Below are 13,442 nucleotides of genomic sequence, written 5' to 3'. Positions count from 1 at the left end.
TCAACCCTCCCGCTTTTCAAAGTCGATGCGCGGATCGACGAAAACATACATCAGGTCGGACAGGATACCGACCAGCAGCCCCATCAGGCCAAACACGAAGAGCGTGCCGAAGATCACGGGGTAGTCGCGTGCAACCGCCGCTTCGAACCCCAAACGCCCAAGCCCGTCGAGCGAAAAGATCGTCTCGATGATCAGGCTGCCGGAAAAGAACACGCCGATGAAGACCGCCGGGAAGCCCGCGATGACGATCAGCATGGCGTTGCGGAAGACGTGACCATACAGCACCGCGCGTTCGGACAGGCCCTTGGCGCGGGCGGTCATCACGTATTGCTTCTTGATCTCGTCCAGAAAGCTGTTCTTGGTCAGCAGCGTCAGCGTGGCAAAGGCCGAAATTGTCGAGGCCAGCACCGGAAGGGCGATATGCCAGAAGTAATCGGCAATGCGCGCGGGCCAGGACAGGCTTTCCCAATTGTCGGACACAAGGCCGCGCAGCGGGAAGATCTGCCAGTAGGACCCGCCGGCAAACAGCACCAGGAGCAGGATCGCGAACAGAAAACCCGGGATCGCATAGGCGACGATGATGGCGCCGGAGGTCCATGTATCAAAGGCCGAACCGTCCTTGACCGCCTTGCGGATGCCCAGCGGGATCGACACGATATAGGCGATCAGGGTGGACCAGAGGCCCAGCGAGATCGAAACCGGCATTTTTTCGATCACCAGATCGATCACGCTGATGGACCGGAAATAGCTCTCGCCAAAATCCAGCCGCATGTAGTTCCACATCATTCCGAAAAAGCGTTCCAGTGGCGGCTTGTCAAAGCCGAATTCCTTTTCAAGCTCTGCGATGAATTCTGGCGGCAGGCCGCGCGCGCCGGCATATTGGCTTTCGCCGCCGCCGCCCTGGGTCTCCAGCTCTGATGCGGGCGCGCCACCGCCCCCGGCAAAGCCGCCGAATACGTCGCCGCCGCCTTCGATCTGGGCGATGATCTGTTCGATCGGGCCGCCGGGGACGAATTGCACCAGCGCAAAGTTCATCACCATGATCCCGAACAGCGTCGGAATGATCAGCAGCAGTCGTCTGAGGATATAGGCGCCCATTTAACGAAGCGCGCCCTTGTCCTTGAGGGCCTGTGCCTTGTCGGCATCGATCCACCACAGATCAAGATAGCCAAGGTCATAGGGCGGCAGGGGGTCGGGATGATCGTACATGTCGAAATGGGCTACCCAGTGTTCAGCGATATAGCCGGTGGGTATCACGAAGAATTCGTAACGCAAGGCCCGATCCAGCGCCATCAGGGCTGCATCCTGATCTTCCTGGTTGGTGGTGTCGAAAGACGCCTCAATGATCGCATCGACAAGCGGGCTGGCGATGCCTGCGGGGTTGAACAGGCTGAATTCGGCCTCTTTGGAGCCGTACATCTGGCTAAGCCCGCCACCCGTGGACAGAAACGCGCCATATTGCGTCGAATAGATCACGTCATAGTCGCGTTCGCGCCGCCGCAGCGTGTATTGCGCAGGGTCGATCTTTTCATAGCTGGCATTCACGCCCAGAATTTCGAGGTTCTGAACATAGGTTTCGACCATCGCCTCCAGCGTGGGATCCATGTTCGACGGGATCGGGATGCTCATGTCGAGCGTCTTGCCATCGGCATTGCGGCGCAGCTGATCGTCACCGATGGACCAGCCGGCCTCCTCCAGCATGGCAGCCGCTTTGCGCAGGTTGCCGCGATCGTTCAGGCGGGCGGCACCCGACACATGGCTGGTCATCGGCTCTTCGGTCATCAGGGCCGCAGGGACAATGTCGCCCAACGATTCAAGAAACGCCTTCTCGGCACCTTCGGGCAGACCTTTGGCTTCGAGCGGCGTGCCTTCCACAAAGGAACTGCGCTGGCTGTAAAGACCGTAGCGCAGGGATTCGTTGGTCCATTCAAAGTTGAAGGCCAGCGCCAGCGCCTTGCGGACCTCCTTGTCGGCAAATTGCGGCTTGGCAAGGTTGAAGACAAAGCCCGAGGCATCGGGCGGGCTGCCATCGGGCAGGGCCTCTTTCACCACGGTGCCATCCTGCACCTTCGGGAAGTCGTAACCCGTCGCCCATTGCTTGGGGTCGCCTTCGTTCTTGAACGTGTATTCCCCGGCCTTGAACGCCTCGAACGCGGCGGTACTGTCGGCAAAATATTCAATGCGGATGCTGTCGTAATTGTGGCGGCCCTTGTTGAAGGGCAGATCCTTGCCCCAGTAGTCGGGGTTGCGCTTGTAGACGATCCGGCGATTCACCTCGTAGCTGTCCAGCACATAGGGTCCGGAGCCGATGGCGACCTCCAGCCGGGGTTCATCCAGACGGCGTGATTCGTCCGCTTCGAACCACGCTTTGGAGAAGACTGGCGTGCTGCCGACAGTTTCGATCAGGCTGCGGCGGGTGATACCTTCGGCAAAGGTGAATTTCACGGTGTGTTCGTCCAGCGCCTCGGCCCCGGTCACCATGCGGCCAACAGCTTGTGCATAGGATGGCAGGCCCTGTTCGATGAACAGACGGTGGCTATAGACCGCGTCCTCGGCCGTGACGGGGGTGCCGTCGGAAAAGACCGCTTCGGGGCGGAGGTGGAAAATGACGTAGTTCTTGCCCTCGTCATATTCGAGGCTTTCGCAAAGGACGCAGTAATATTGCCCGACGCTGTCGGCGACGGATTCGATCAGCTGGTCATACTGCAATGTCGTCAGCGCACCCGCGCGCCCCTTGCGGGAATAGGGGTTGAGGCTGTCAAACGTACCGGTGGCGCCCAAAGACAGTTCGCCACCCTTCGGGGCGTCGGGGTTGGCATAGGGCAGGTGCGGGTAATCGGCGGGATAGTCGAGGTTGCCGAAATACGAATAGCCATGCGCCTGGGTGATGTTTTCGGGGGCATCTTCGGCGAGAGATTGGCCCGCCCATAACGCGATACCGGTGGCCATCAGCCCTGCGGCGACGGCATTGACGGTGGAGAATCCCTTGGCGACACGGGTCTGTGCCTGCGCATGCATCCTGGTCATGTCTTCCCTTCCGGTTATGAGAACAACCCCTTGGACATTGGCCATAAGCTAAGGGGCGTGTCCAACCACATTCAAGTTGAGATTGCGTGATCTGCGGGGAAGTTGCCGTTTGGGAAAGAAAAAAGGCCGCTGTCCCGGCGGACAACGGCCTTTATTCGGGATTTGGAGCGATTTAGCCGCCCAGCGTTTCGAGATACGCGATCAGGTTGGCGCGATCTTCGGGTTTCTTCAGGCCGGCGAAGCTCATCTTCGTGCCGGGCGCATAGCCTTTGGGGTTCGCAAGGAAGCCGTCCAGATGCTCGGGTGTCCAGACATCCGCAACTTCTTCGAGGGCGCCGGAATAGGCAAATCCGTCGACGCTGTCCACGGGGCGGCCAACAATGCCGTAAAGCGTTGGGCCGGTGCCGTTCGCGCCGGGTTCAACCTTGTGGCAGGCGCGGCATTTGCTGAAGACCTTTTCGCCCTTGCCTGCATCGGCAGAGGCCAGCAGCGTTGCGAAATCGACTTCTTCTTCGGGTTCAGCCGCGGCGCCATCGCCACCGGTTTCGATGGCATAGCCCATCGCGTGCTCCTCACCGTGGCCGCCTGCACCAACGTGGTACAGTGTTTCGCCGGCCCATTTGCCGAGAAGGAAGATCAGCAGGGCCCCGCAAAATGCGCCGAGGATCTTGGTGAGGGTCATCGTGTCCAGCATAGCTCGCCTGTCCGTATGAATAGGGTTCCGGCGCGTGTCTACGGCTTCCCCTTCGCTCTGGCAAGGTATAGAAACCGCGACCAAACGCCCGACAGGCGTCAGGACACGGGAAATTTGAAATGACCAGACGTATTGCATTCCAGGGCGAACTTGGCGCCTACTCGCATGAAGCGTGCCGACAGGCCCGCCCTGACATGGACGCATTGCCCTGCCGGACCTTCGAAGATGCCATCGAGGCCGTGCGCAGCGGTGCCGCAGAGCTTGCGATGCTGCCGGTCGAAAACACCACCTATGGTCGCGTTGCCGACATCCATCGCCTTCTGCCAGAATCAGGTCTGCATATCGTCGATGAAGCCTTTGTGCGCGTGCATATCAGTCTGATGGCACTGCCCGGTGTGGAAATTGAAGATCTCGAGGCCGTGCGCGCGCATCTGGTGCTTCTGCCGCAGGCAAAGTCATTCCTGTCGAAATACGGTATCCGCGGCGAATCTGCCGCAGACAGCGCTGGCGCGGCTGCGGAACTGGCGGAATCGGGCGACCGCAACGTCGGGGTTCTGGCTTCTGACATTGCGGCGGAATTGCACGGGTTGAACATTCTGGCGCGCCATATCGAGGATCATGCGCATAACACGACCCGGTTTCTTATCATGTCGCCCGAGCCTGATCTGTCACGGCGTGGCACGCACGGGATGATGACAACCTTTGTTTTTCAGGTTCGCAACATTCCGGCCGCGCTTTACAAAGCGATGGGTGGTTTCGCGACAAATGGTGTCAACATGACCAAGCTGGAAAGCTACATGGTGGGCGGGTCGTTCACGGCGACGCAGTTCTATGCTGACATTGAGGGCCACCCGGAGGATCCCGAAGTGGCGCGGGCGCTGGACGAGCTGGGCTATTTCACCAGCATGCTGGAAATCCTGGGCGTCTATCCGCGCGATTCGCGCCGCGACTGAACGGGGCTGTTCCCTTGATGAGCGGCCTTTCGGCCGCACAGGATGTCTCGCTTCCCGCCTTTGGGCAGGAGGCTCGGCGCGCGTGGCGAGGCGACGCGCCTGTCTGACGTCCGGGGGATTGAGGGGTTAGATGAGCAGGCTGGCCGCGCCCTCATGTTTCAGCAGCCAGACCTTGGTTTCGATGCCGTGGCGACCCGAGAAGCCCCCGAGGTTGGAGGCCGCAAGCACACGGTGGCAGGGGATGATCAGCGGGATCGGATTGCCGCCGCAGGCCTGACCAATCGCCTGGGCCGGCGCGCCGAGCGCCTTTGCGATTTCGCCATAGGTGCGGGTTTCGCCGAATGGGATGGCTGACATGGCGTCGCAGGTGCGGAGCTGGAGGGACGATCCGCCCGGGTCGAGTGGCAGGTCGAACCGCGTCAGGCGGCCGTCAAAATAGGCGGTGACCTGCGCTGCGGCGTCTTGCAGGAGCGGGGTGACATCATCGCCCCCGCTGCTCCACTCGGCGCGGGTGATCTGACCGTGCTCTTCGGAGATTGTGAAGGGGCTGGTGGGCGTTGGGACGGTGAGGCTGGGCATGGCCCGCAGGGTGGCGCGGGCAAGGTGTTTTGGCAAGGGCGGTCAGAGCCGGGTCAGCACCACGCCAAGGACGATCAGGGCGGCGGCAAGCGCCTTTGTGCGGTCGATCCGGTCGCCCATGAAGAGCCAGCCCAGAAGGAGGGCAAAGAGGATCGAGGTTTCGCGCAGGGCGGTGACAAGCGCGATGGGTGCCTGGGTCATGGCCCAGACGACGATGGCATAGGCGGCGTAGGACCCGGCGGCGGCGAGGCTGCCCAGCACCCAGTCTGGACGCCGCGCCGTCAGCACCGTGCGTCCGCGCAGTGCCAGACAAATCGGGGTGAAAAACAGCCCGTCGAAGATGAAGAGCCAGGCGACATACATGGCGGCGTTTCCCGCGGCGCGCGCGCCCAGACCATCGACCAGCGAATAGCCTGCCGTCATCAGGGCCGATCCGAGCGCCAGAGGGACAAGGCGCCTGCTTTCGCCGTTCTGAAAGACGCCGTGAGCCATGAGAAGGATGCCCAGGCCGAGGATGGCGATTGCGAAATATTCCAGCGCAAGGATGATGTCGGCAAGCAGCAGGCCCGAAACCAGCGTGACGATCAGCGGCGCGGCGCCTCGTGCGATGGGGTAGACCCTGCTGAGATCGCCCTGTTCGTAGGCATAGGCCAGAAACAGCTTGTAGCCGGAATGAAACACGCCCGAGGCCAGCAGCCAGAGCCAGATTTCGCCCGAGGGCAGCGGGTAGGCCATCGCGATGATGCCGCCCATGCCCGCCTGCACAAGCGTCAGGATGAGCATTGAGGTCATCTTGGACGCGCCGAGCTTTATCAATGCGTTCCAGCCTGCATGCAGCAGGGCGGCGGCGAGGACCGCGAAGAATACCGTCAGGCTCATCGCGGTCCGCCTTTCTTGTCAGCGCCGGGGCGGGTCAGCCCAGAGCCGCGTCGCAACGGGCACAGGTGCCCGGATGCTTGTGCGTGCCGACATCGGGCAGGATCTTCCAGCAGCGCTGGCATTTTTCGCCTTCGGCCTTTTCAAACACCACACCGACGCCTTCGACCTCTGGCAGGCGGAACGCCTCGTTCGGAAGGGGATCGCCAGAGAGCGACACGTCCGAGGTGATGCAGATATCGTCGAAATTGACCGATTTCAGCGCAGTCAGCATATCGGCGTTGCGCACATGCACGACCGGTGCTGCCTCCAACGAGGCGCCAATCACCTTGTCGGTCCGCTGCACTTCGAGCGCGGCTGTCACCACGCGGCGGGCCTGACGGACGCTGGCCCATTTGGCCGCCAGCGGCTCGTCCAGCCAGTCCGCGGGGGTGTCCGGGAAATCGGTCAGGTGGATGGAGCTGTCGGCACTCGGGAAGCGTTCCAGCCAGACCTCCTCCATCGTGAAGACCAGAACCGGGGCAAGCCAGCTGGTCAGACGGTGGAACAGGATATCCAGAACGGTGCGCGCAGCACGGCGGCGATCCGTGTCGCCATCGCAATAGAGCACATCCTTGCGGATATCGAAGTAGAAGGACGACAGATCCACCGTGGCGAAGTTGAACAGCGCCTGGAATACCCCCTGGAAGTCGAACTCGGCATAGCCCTTGCGGACGCGGTGATCGAGCTCTGCCAGACGGTGCAGCACCCAGCGTTCCAGTTCCGGCATGTCGGCAGGCGCGACGCGGTCGGATTCCTCGAAATGCGACAGCGCGCCCAGCATGAACCGCATCGTGTTGCGCAAGCGGCGATAGCTGTCGGCCGTGCCTTTCAGGATCTCCGGCCCGATACGCTGGTCGGTGGTGTAGTCGGCCTGCGCCACCCAAAGCCGCAGTATATCGGCCCCGTATTGCTTGACCACATCATCGGGCGCGATGGTGTTGCCCAGCGACTTGGACATCTTGTTGCCCTTGCCATCCAGCGTGAAGCCATGCGTGACCACGTTGCGATAGGGCGCGCGGCCGATCGTGCCGCAGGCCTGAAGCATCGAGGAATGGAACCAGCCGCGATGCTGGTCGGTGCCTTCCATATAGACATCTGCGATGCCATCCACGGTCCCGTCTTCCCGGTCGCGCAGTACGAAAGAGTGGGTGGAGCCGGAATCGAACCACACATCGAGAATGTCGAAGACCTGATCCCAATCATCGGCATTGTAATCGCTGCCAAGGAAACGCTCTTTCGCGCCGGGCTTGTACCATGCGTCCGCGCCCTCGACCTCGAACGCCTCTAGGATACGGGCATTCACGGCATCGTCGCGCAGAAGGAAGTTTTCGTCCGTGGGCAGCGTGCCCTTGCGGGTGAAGCAGGTGAGCGGCACGCCCCATGCGCGTTGGCGCGACAACACCCAGTCGGGACGCACTTCGATCATCGAATACAGACGGTTGCGACCCGAAGGCGGCGTCCACTTCACCAATTCGTCGATAGAGGTCAGCGCGCGTTCGCGGATGGTCTTGCCATAGGTGTCCTGCCCGTCGCCGACCTCGCGGTCGATGGCGGCGAACCATTGCGGGGTGTTGCGGAAGATGACCGGAGCCTTGGACCGCCAGCTATGCGGATAGCTGTGCGTGACGCGGCCCCGCGCGATCAGGCCTCCCACCTCGACCAGCTTGTTGATCACGGTGGAGTTGGCCTTGCCTTCCTTGCCCTTGCGGTCGAACACTTGGAGGCCCGCGAAGAACGGCACATGCGGAAGGAATTCGGATTCCTCGCCCACGTTATGCGTCATCCGGTCCAGCCAGTTGCGCTTCATGAAGCATTCGAAGTCATCGGCGCCGTGGCTGGGCGCGGTATGGACAAAGCCCGTGCCCGCATCATCGGTCACGTGATCGCCGTCGATCATCGGCACCTCGTAGTCCCAGAAGCCGTCTGCGCCATCAACACCCGCAAACGGATGCGCCAGCGTCAGAGTGGACAGTTCCTCGGCAGAGACATCGCGCAGGCGGCGATACATCGTGTCATCCAGCCGTGCAGCACCCAGCACATCCCCGGCCAGCGTGTCAGCCAGCAGGTAGCGGTCGCCGATCCTGCACCAGCATTCCTCTGGGCGGCCAGTGACCTCGTAGAGGCCGTAGTTGATCTTGGGGTTGTATGCGACCGCCTTGTTCGACGGGATCGTCCAGGGGGTCGTTGTCCAGATCACCACCTTGGCGGATAGCAGGTCAGAGGCGACCAGCGCCGCATCGGCACCTGCATAGTCGTCATCCTCGCCCTCGGGCATTGTGAAATCACCGCCAGAGACGATCTTGAACGGCACCCAGATCGTGTGGCTCTTGTGATCGTGATACTCGATCTCGGCCTCGGCCAGCGCTGTCTTTTCGACCGGCGACCACATCACGGGCTTGGAGCCCTGATAAAGCGTGCCGTTCATCAGGAATTTCTGGAAATCCTCGGCGATGATGCGTTCGGCGCGGAAATCCATCGTCAGGTAGGGGCGGTCCCACTTGCCGGTGATGCCCAGACGTTTGAATTCGTCGCGCTGCACGTCGATCCAGCCCTCGGCAAAGCGGCGGCATTCCTGACGGAAATCGACGACATCGACCTCGTCCTTGTTCTTGCCCTTGGCGCGGTACTGTTCCTCGATCTTCCACTCGATCGGCAGGCCGTGACAGTCCCAACCGGGGATATAGCGCGCATCCTTGCCCATCATCTGGTGGGACCGCACGATCATGTCCTTGATCGTCTTGTTCAGCGCGTGGCCGATGTGAAGATGACCGTTGGCATAGGGCGGCCCGTCATGCAGCGTGAAGGGCGTGCGGTCGCCCGCAGTCTCGCGCAGGCGATCATAGATGCCGATCTTCTCCCAGCGGGCCAGCCATTCAGGCTCGCGCTTGGGCAGTCCCGCGCGCATCGGGAAATCGGTTTTGGGCAGGTTCAGCGTGGCTTTATAGTCGGGCGTCTCGGCGCACATCTTGGGCGTCCTTGAAAATCGGGTGAATTGTCAGGGGGTCAGGGGCGGCGCTGCGGTGCATACGCCTTGTCCCGGCAGCTCGTATGTCAGAGCGCCGGGCATATAATTCGAATGATGATCGCGTGAATAAGCGTCATGTCGCGGGTTATAGGCCCGGTCTGCGCGGGCGTCCAGTGGCCGCGTTGTATGCCGGGTTCAGGCCGCGCGGGGGATGTGCTGGTCGTTCCTGATCCGGTCGAACTTGCGGCGCAGCAATATTGAACGCCGCACGCGGATCAGGATCGCGGCTGTGCCCATGCATATCATGAAGCCCTGCGTTAGTGCCGCCGGAAGGTTGAAATCCTGCGTCAGCCCGATCAGGACCAGCACGGCGGCAGTCGTGTTGACGACGAAATAGCGAATACCCTGAGCGGTGAAGATCTGCGTCGACAACAGGAAATAGTTGATGACGTAAAGGCAGAACCCGACAAGCCCCAGCATGCGGCAAAGCAGCCCCGTGTCGATCGGTTGAGAAAAATCGGGCATGAAATGGCTCCGTACTCAGCAAAAAATTCGTCAAGATATTCCGCATATCAATGGGTTGCGGTCAGAACAGTCTGCCCGAACCCGTGATCGGGGGGTAGTCAGGTAAACCTGACCGGGAAGGTCAACTATCGCGTGTGCGGCGTTTGGGCGGTGGGTGATCAGGGTTGCGCGGGCGTTCGGCGATCGGTCGCCGGTTCCATGGGCAGATGGCACTTGGCGGATCTTGGCGCATCTCGCCTGCCCTGATCGGCGGGGACTGGCCCAGCACTGGCGGGGGGCGACGCTTTCATCGAACCAATCCGAATTTGGCGCGTTTGGTCTGCATGAGGCGGACGGTCCGGACGGGCCAAGCGACGCCCCGATAGCAGAGACGTAAACAGGAGAAACGACATGGCCTTTGAAACGACAGAAACCCGTATCGATGATCCCCGCACGCCCCGCGAGGTTCGGACCACGCGCTCCGGCGGTAATGCTGCACTTGGGATTGGCATCGGGATCGTGGTGATCCTTGCCGTGCTGATCGGCGCATCGCTGATGGGCGGGGCAGACCGGGAAGAACCAGTGATGACAGAACCGGCGACAGAGACTGCGCCCATGATCGAAAGCGACGCGCAGGCCCCCGCCGTTGAAAGCGAAACGACCGCCCCCGCAGCGGAAGCGGAGACGACAACCGAAGGTTCGACGCTTGAGAGCGCCCCTGCCGCGACAGAGCAGCCAGCGGCAGGTGAAGAAGCTGTGCCCGCCGAATAACTCTGGCACACTTATGCCGCCCGCGCCTCGTCGCGCGGGCGTCCAAGGCGCCGACGCTTATGTCGGCGCCTTTTCTGCGTTTTAAGAAAGAGGTGCGCAGCGGCCAGTGTTAACGTTTCAAGTTGCGCGGACGTCCGTTGCTACGAGGTCAAGCTCAGTCCTTGGCCTGCTTGAACAGCCCTGTCAGGGCCGATTTCACCATGCTGCGCACCGGGGGGCGCGGCTCTCTGGTGAAGGGCAGGGGGCGGCAGACCTCCATCGCGGCGGCACCGACGCGGGCTGTCAGGGCGCCGTTTATCAGACCTTCGCCAAAGCGGCGCGAGAGTTTCGCCAGAATCCCGCCGCCCAGCACGGGCTCTAGCATGTCGTCACCGACGGCCACGGCGCCGGTGGCCACCAGATGCGACATCACGGCGCGGGTCAGCCGCCAGCTGCCCAGCGTGCCCGCGCGGCCACCGTAAATTTCGGCAATGCGCCGGATCATCCGCAGGTTCGCCGTCAGGGCAGAGGCCACATCGGCCAGCGCCAAAGGCACCAGCGCTGTCACCGTCGCGACCTGCCGGGCTGCGGCCTCGACCTCTGTCCGCGCGGCGCGATCCAACGGGCGCAGCAACTCGGCCTCGGCCAGACCCAGAAGACCACCCGCGTCGAACTGTTCTGCGCCCAGCTCCGCCACGCGTTGCCGACCCCAGCGTGTGTCTTCGCGCCCACTATAAAGCGTGTCCAGCTCCTTGATGACGATGCGGGCACCGCCAAGGTCATCCTCGGCCAGCGCTTGGGCGGCACGGCGGTGCAGCTTGTCGATCCGCGCCAGACGGGCAAAGACCGATAGTTCGCGCACCGCGATTGCCAGCAGCACCAGCACGAAAAGCGCGAAGAGTGCTGTCACGGTCCATCCCAGAAGCGGCACGCGCCCGATCAGATCGGCGGCAAAGTTCCACGCGGCGACCGACACGACCGTGGTAATCACTGCCGTCAACAACCCCCAGAACCACCGCGCGAGCGGCGAACTGCGTCGCCCGGCAAGCGCCGCCACGGTGGCCATCGCCTGCCCGCTTGGGCCGGGCTGTCCGGTTTCAGGGACGGGCGGCGCCTCGGCGGGCGAGGGAGCGCGGCTCTTTCCGTCCAGGTCGATCAGCACGGGGCCGTCACGGTCGCTCATGTCTTGGCCTTTCGCGTCCAGAGGTATCTGATGTCGGGCAGTTTCTCGTCGTTGCTCTGCCCGTCGGTCCGTTTGACCTCGGTAAAGCCTTCGCGCAGATAAAACCGCTGTGCGCCGGTGTTCAATTGAAAGGTCCAAAGCTCCAGCCTGTCACGTATGGCCTTCGCATCGTCCAGCAGCATCCGCCCGATCCCCGCCCCTTGCGCCTGTGCGGCCACGTAAAGCGAATGCACCTCGTCCTCCTGCCGGGCGATGAAGCCCAGAACGCGGCGGTCCTGACAGGCGACCGTGACCCAGCCGCGATCAATCATCTTGGCGCAAAACCCAATATCTTCGGCGCCGGAATGCAGGTGCGGTTTCCATGGGTTTGCACCGTTCCCGTCGGTCAATATCTCCCCGATCTTGCCTGCATCCAGCGACTGGGCGGGCCTTAGGTAGACGCTCATAGCCGATCTCCGATCAGGAATTGCGCGGCCTTGTCCAGCCGGATATGCGGCGGCCCTTCGCCGGGTTTCAGCGTCAGCGGCGCGGGCGAGAAGCGCATGACCTTGTAATCCTGATCCAGCCAAGCCTCGGCCCCCTGACGCGCGGGGCCCAGCAGGTGACCGGGGTCGTCAGGCAGCGCGCCGGGGTAAAAGGCCGCTTCCTTGCCACTGTCCAGCAGCCTGCCGCGCACGCAGTCCAAATTGCGGCCATCATGTTGGATGGTTTCCTCGACCGTGGCGCGCAGGGCAGCCAGCGACATGGCAGAGGTTTCCGCCCCGGCAAAGCGCGCCCGGTCGCGGGCCTCGCGGGTCAGCGCCTCCATGATCGCGGTCAGGCGGCCATGCTGGGTATGGTGCAGGTGATCGGCCTTGGTGGCGGCGAACAGGATCTTTTCGACCCGTTTGCCGCGGAAAATCTGCGACAGAAATGCATTTCGTCCGGGCCGGAAAGACGACAGGATATCCGCCATCGCCAGACGCATATCCTCGACCGCCGCGGGGCCGGAATGGATCGCACCAAGCGCGTCAACCAGCACGACCTGCCTGTCGATGCGGGCGAAGTGATCCCGAAAGAAGGGCCGTACCACGCGCGACTTGTACGCCTCATAGCGCCGCTCCATCTCGCGCCAGAGCGACCGGCGCGGCGGATCGCCCGGGTCGGGCAGGGGGCCAAAGGTCAGCACCGGCGATCCGGCAAGGTCGCCCGGCAGCAGGAACCGCCCCGGCGTGCAATCGGAATAGCCATCCTGCCGGGCCTGCGTCAGGTAACCGGTAAAGCTGCGGGCAAGCGCCTGCGCATCGGTTTCCTGCAGTTTCGCGGACGGGTCGAGCGCGCCGGACGTGGCCATGAACTCTGCCGCCTGCGGGCGGGACGCAATCCGCGCCAGCGTCTCGCGCGACCAATCGGCATAGGATTTCTCCATCAGGCCAAGATCCAGCAGCCATTCGCCGGGATAATCCACGATATCCAGATGCACGGTCCGCGGCCCCTGTAGCCCCGCCAGCAGCCCGGTCGGTTGCACCCGCAGCGACAGCCGCAACTCAGAGATCATGCGCGTGCTGTCGGGCCAATGCGGCTCTCTCGCGGTCAGCGCGGCCAGATGTGTCTCGTATTCGAACCGGGGCAATGTGTCATTGGGCTGGGGTTGCAGATAGGCGGTGGTGATCCGCCCATCCGCTGCCGCCAGGAGCTGCGGCATCCGGCCACGATCCAGCAGGTTGGCCACGAGCGAGGTGATGAACACGGTCTTTCCCGCCCGCGCCAGCCCCGTGACGCCCAGCCGGATCACCGGTTCCGAAAAAGGGCTGGTCAAAGTGTCGGTCAGGGATTCGACCCCGCGCGTCAAACCGTCTGCCAGCGTCGAGATTACCACTGCTCTGCCCC

At 62.6% G+C, this 13,442-nt stretch carries 12 protein-coding genes; 2 read left to right on the top strand and 10 right to left on the bottom strand.

Annotated elements, in window-relative coordinates; all coding sequences use genetic code 11:
- The 3 genes from EDD52_RS03210 to EDD52_RS03200 all read right to left on the bottom strand — a co-directional run bounded on the left by EDD52_RS03210 (nucleotide 1) and on the right by EDD52_RS03200 (nucleotide 3,721).
- On the bottom strand, nucleotides 1-1,098 hold the full coding sequence (locus tag EDD52_RS03210; protein WP_132241726.1) for a microcin C ABC transporter permease YejB: 1,098 nt from the start codon (nucleotides 1,096-1,098) through the stop codon (nucleotides 1-3).
- Complete coding sequence (locus EDD52_RS03205) at nucleotides 1,099-3,027, bottom strand: extracellular solute-binding protein (protein WP_132241724.1); 1,929 nt, start codon at nucleotides 3,025-3,027, stop codon at nucleotides 1,099-1,101. It lies immediately after the preceding gene.
- A 172-nt stretch (nucleotides 3,028-3,199) separates the two neighbouring features.
- Nucleotides 3,200-3,721, bottom strand: a complete 522-nt coding sequence (locus EDD52_RS03200; RefSeq protein WP_132241722.1) for a c-type cytochrome — start codon at nucleotides 3,719-3,721, stop codon at nucleotides 3,200-3,202.
- Nucleotides 3,722-3,840: 119 nt separating this feature from the next.
- Between EDD52_RS03200 and EDD52_RS03195 the strand changes: the two genes are divergently transcribed.
- Nucleotides 3,841-4,674, top strand: a complete 834-nt coding sequence (locus EDD52_RS03195) for a prephenate dehydratase (RefSeq protein ID WP_132241720.1) — start codon at nucleotides 3,841-3,843, stop codon at nucleotides 4,672-4,674.
- A 126-nt stretch (nucleotides 4,675-4,800) separates the two neighbouring features.
- On the opposite strand, the gene EDD52_RS03190 is transcribed toward EDD52_RS03195, so the two are convergent.
- The 4 genes from EDD52_RS03190 to EDD52_RS03175 all read right to left on the bottom strand — a co-directional run bounded on the left by EDD52_RS03190 (nucleotide 4,801) and on the right by EDD52_RS03175 (nucleotide 9,661).
- Nucleotides 4,801-5,253 (bottom strand): methylated-DNA--[protein]-cysteine S-methyltransferase, encoded by a 453-nt coding sequence (locus EDD52_RS03190; protein ID WP_132242022.1) that lies wholly within the window; start codon nucleotides 5,251-5,253, stop codon nucleotides 4,801-4,803.
- A gap of 42 nt (nucleotides 5,254-5,295) precedes the next feature.
- Entirely contained in the window at nucleotides 5,296-6,132 is an 837-nt protein-coding gene (locus EDD52_RS03185; protein WP_132241718.1) for an EamA family transporter, read from the bottom strand.
- A gap of 34 nt (nucleotides 6,133-6,166) precedes the next feature.
- Nucleotides 6,167-9,136 (bottom strand): isoleucine--tRNA ligase, encoded by a 2,970-nt coding sequence (gene ileS / locus EDD52_RS03180; protein ID WP_132241716.1) that lies wholly within the window; start codon nucleotides 9,134-9,136, stop codon nucleotides 6,167-6,169.
- Nucleotides 9,137-9,331: 195 nt separating this feature from the next.
- Entirely contained in the window at nucleotides 9,332-9,661 is a 330-nt protein-coding gene (locus EDD52_RS03175) for a CBU_0592 family membrane protein (protein ID WP_207905958.1), read from the bottom strand.
- A 390-nt stretch (nucleotides 9,662-10,051) separates the two neighbouring features.
- On the opposite strand from EDD52_RS03175, the gene EDD52_RS03170 reads away from it, so the two are divergent.
- On the top strand, nucleotides 10,052-10,411 hold the full coding sequence (locus tag EDD52_RS03170) for a hypothetical protein (RefSeq protein WP_132241714.1): 360 nt from the start codon (nucleotides 10,052-10,054) through the stop codon (nucleotides 10,409-10,411).
- Nucleotides 10,412-10,565: 154 nt separating this feature from the next.
- Here the strand turns inward: EDD52_RS03170 and EDD52_RS03165 are convergent, their stop codons facing one another.
- Genes EDD52_RS03165 through EDD52_RS03155 form a run of 3 tightly spaced genes read right to left on the bottom strand, consistent with a single transcriptional unit; the run spans nucleotide 10,566 to nucleotide 13,431 of the window.
- Nucleotides 10,566-11,573, bottom strand: a complete 1,008-nt coding sequence (locus EDD52_RS03165) for a YcjF family protein (protein ID WP_132241712.1) — start codon at nucleotides 11,571-11,573, stop codon at nucleotides 10,566-10,568.
- Nucleotides 11,570-12,019 carry a GNAT family N-acetyltransferase gene (locus tag EDD52_RS03160; protein WP_132241710.1) on the bottom strand — a complete coding sequence of 150 codons (450 nt, stop codon included), beginning with the start codon at nucleotides 12,017-12,019 and terminating at the stop codon, nucleotides 11,570-11,572. The genes EDD52_RS03165 and EDD52_RS03160 overlap by 4 nt, the downstream gene beginning before the upstream one ends.
- Nucleotides 12,016-13,431: a YcjX family GTP-binding protein gene (locus EDD52_RS03155; protein WP_132241708.1), complete on the bottom strand. Its 1,416-nt coding sequence runs from the start codon at nucleotides 13,429-13,431 to the stop codon at nucleotides 12,016-12,018. The genes EDD52_RS03160 and EDD52_RS03155 overlap by 4 nt, the downstream gene beginning before the upstream one ends.
- Nucleotides 13,432-13,442 lie beyond the last annotated feature (11 nt).

It is taken from the genome of Primorskyibacter sedentarius (assembly GCF_004342065.1).
Classification (GTDB): Bacteria; Pseudomonadota; Alphaproteobacteria; order Rhodobacterales; family Rhodobacteraceae; genus Primorskyibacter; species Primorskyibacter sedentarius.
This window is presented reverse-complemented; position numbering and strand designations above follow the sequence as displayed.

What these genes read in the sequence shown, in the direction of transcription:
- EDD52_RS03195 (WP_132241720.1), top strand. Translation starts at nt 3,841, where the DNA reads ATGACCAGACGTATTGCATTCCAGGGCGAACTTGGCGCCTACTCGCAT.
- EDD52_RS03205 (WP_132241724.1), bottom strand. Translation starts at nt 3,027, where the DNA reads ATGACCAGGATGCATGCGCAGGCACAGACCCGTGTCGCCAAGGGATTC.
- ileS (WP_132241716.1), bottom strand. Translation starts at nt 9,136, where the DNA reads ATGTGCGCCGAGACGCCCGACTATAAAGCCACGCTGAACCTGCCCAAA.
- EDD52_RS03200 (WP_132241722.1), bottom strand. Translation starts at nt 3,721, where the DNA reads ATGCTGGACACGATGACCCTCACCAAGATCCTCGGCGCATTTTGCGGG.
- EDD52_RS03170 (WP_132241714.1), top strand. Translation starts at nt 10,052, where the DNA reads ATGGCCTTTGAAACGACAGAAACCCGTATCGATGATCCCCGCACGCCC.
- EDD52_RS03210 (WP_132241726.1), bottom strand. Translation starts at nt 1,098, where the DNA reads ATGGGCGCCTATATCCTCAGACGACTGCTGCTGATCATTCCGACGCTG.
- EDD52_RS03185 (WP_132241718.1), bottom strand. Translation starts at nt 6,132, where the DNA reads ATGAGCCTGACGGTATTCTTCGCGGTCCTCGCCGCCGCCCTGCTGCAT.
- EDD52_RS03160 (WP_132241710.1), bottom strand. Translation starts at nt 12,019, where the DNA reads ATGAGCGTCTACCTAAGGCCCGCCCAGTCGCTGGATGCAGGCAAGATC.
- EDD52_RS03175 (WP_207905958.1), bottom strand. Translation starts at nt 9,661, where the DNA reads ATGCCCGATTTTTCTCAACCGATCGACACGGGGCTGCTTTGCCGCATG.
- EDD52_RS03165 (WP_132241712.1), bottom strand. Translation starts at nt 11,573, where the DNA reads ATGAGCGACCGTGACGGCCCCGTGCTGATCGACCTGGACGGAAAGAGC.
- EDD52_RS03190 (WP_132242022.1), bottom strand. Translation starts at nt 5,253, where the DNA reads ATGCCCAGCCTCACCGTCCCAACGCCCACCAGCCCCTTCACAATCTCC.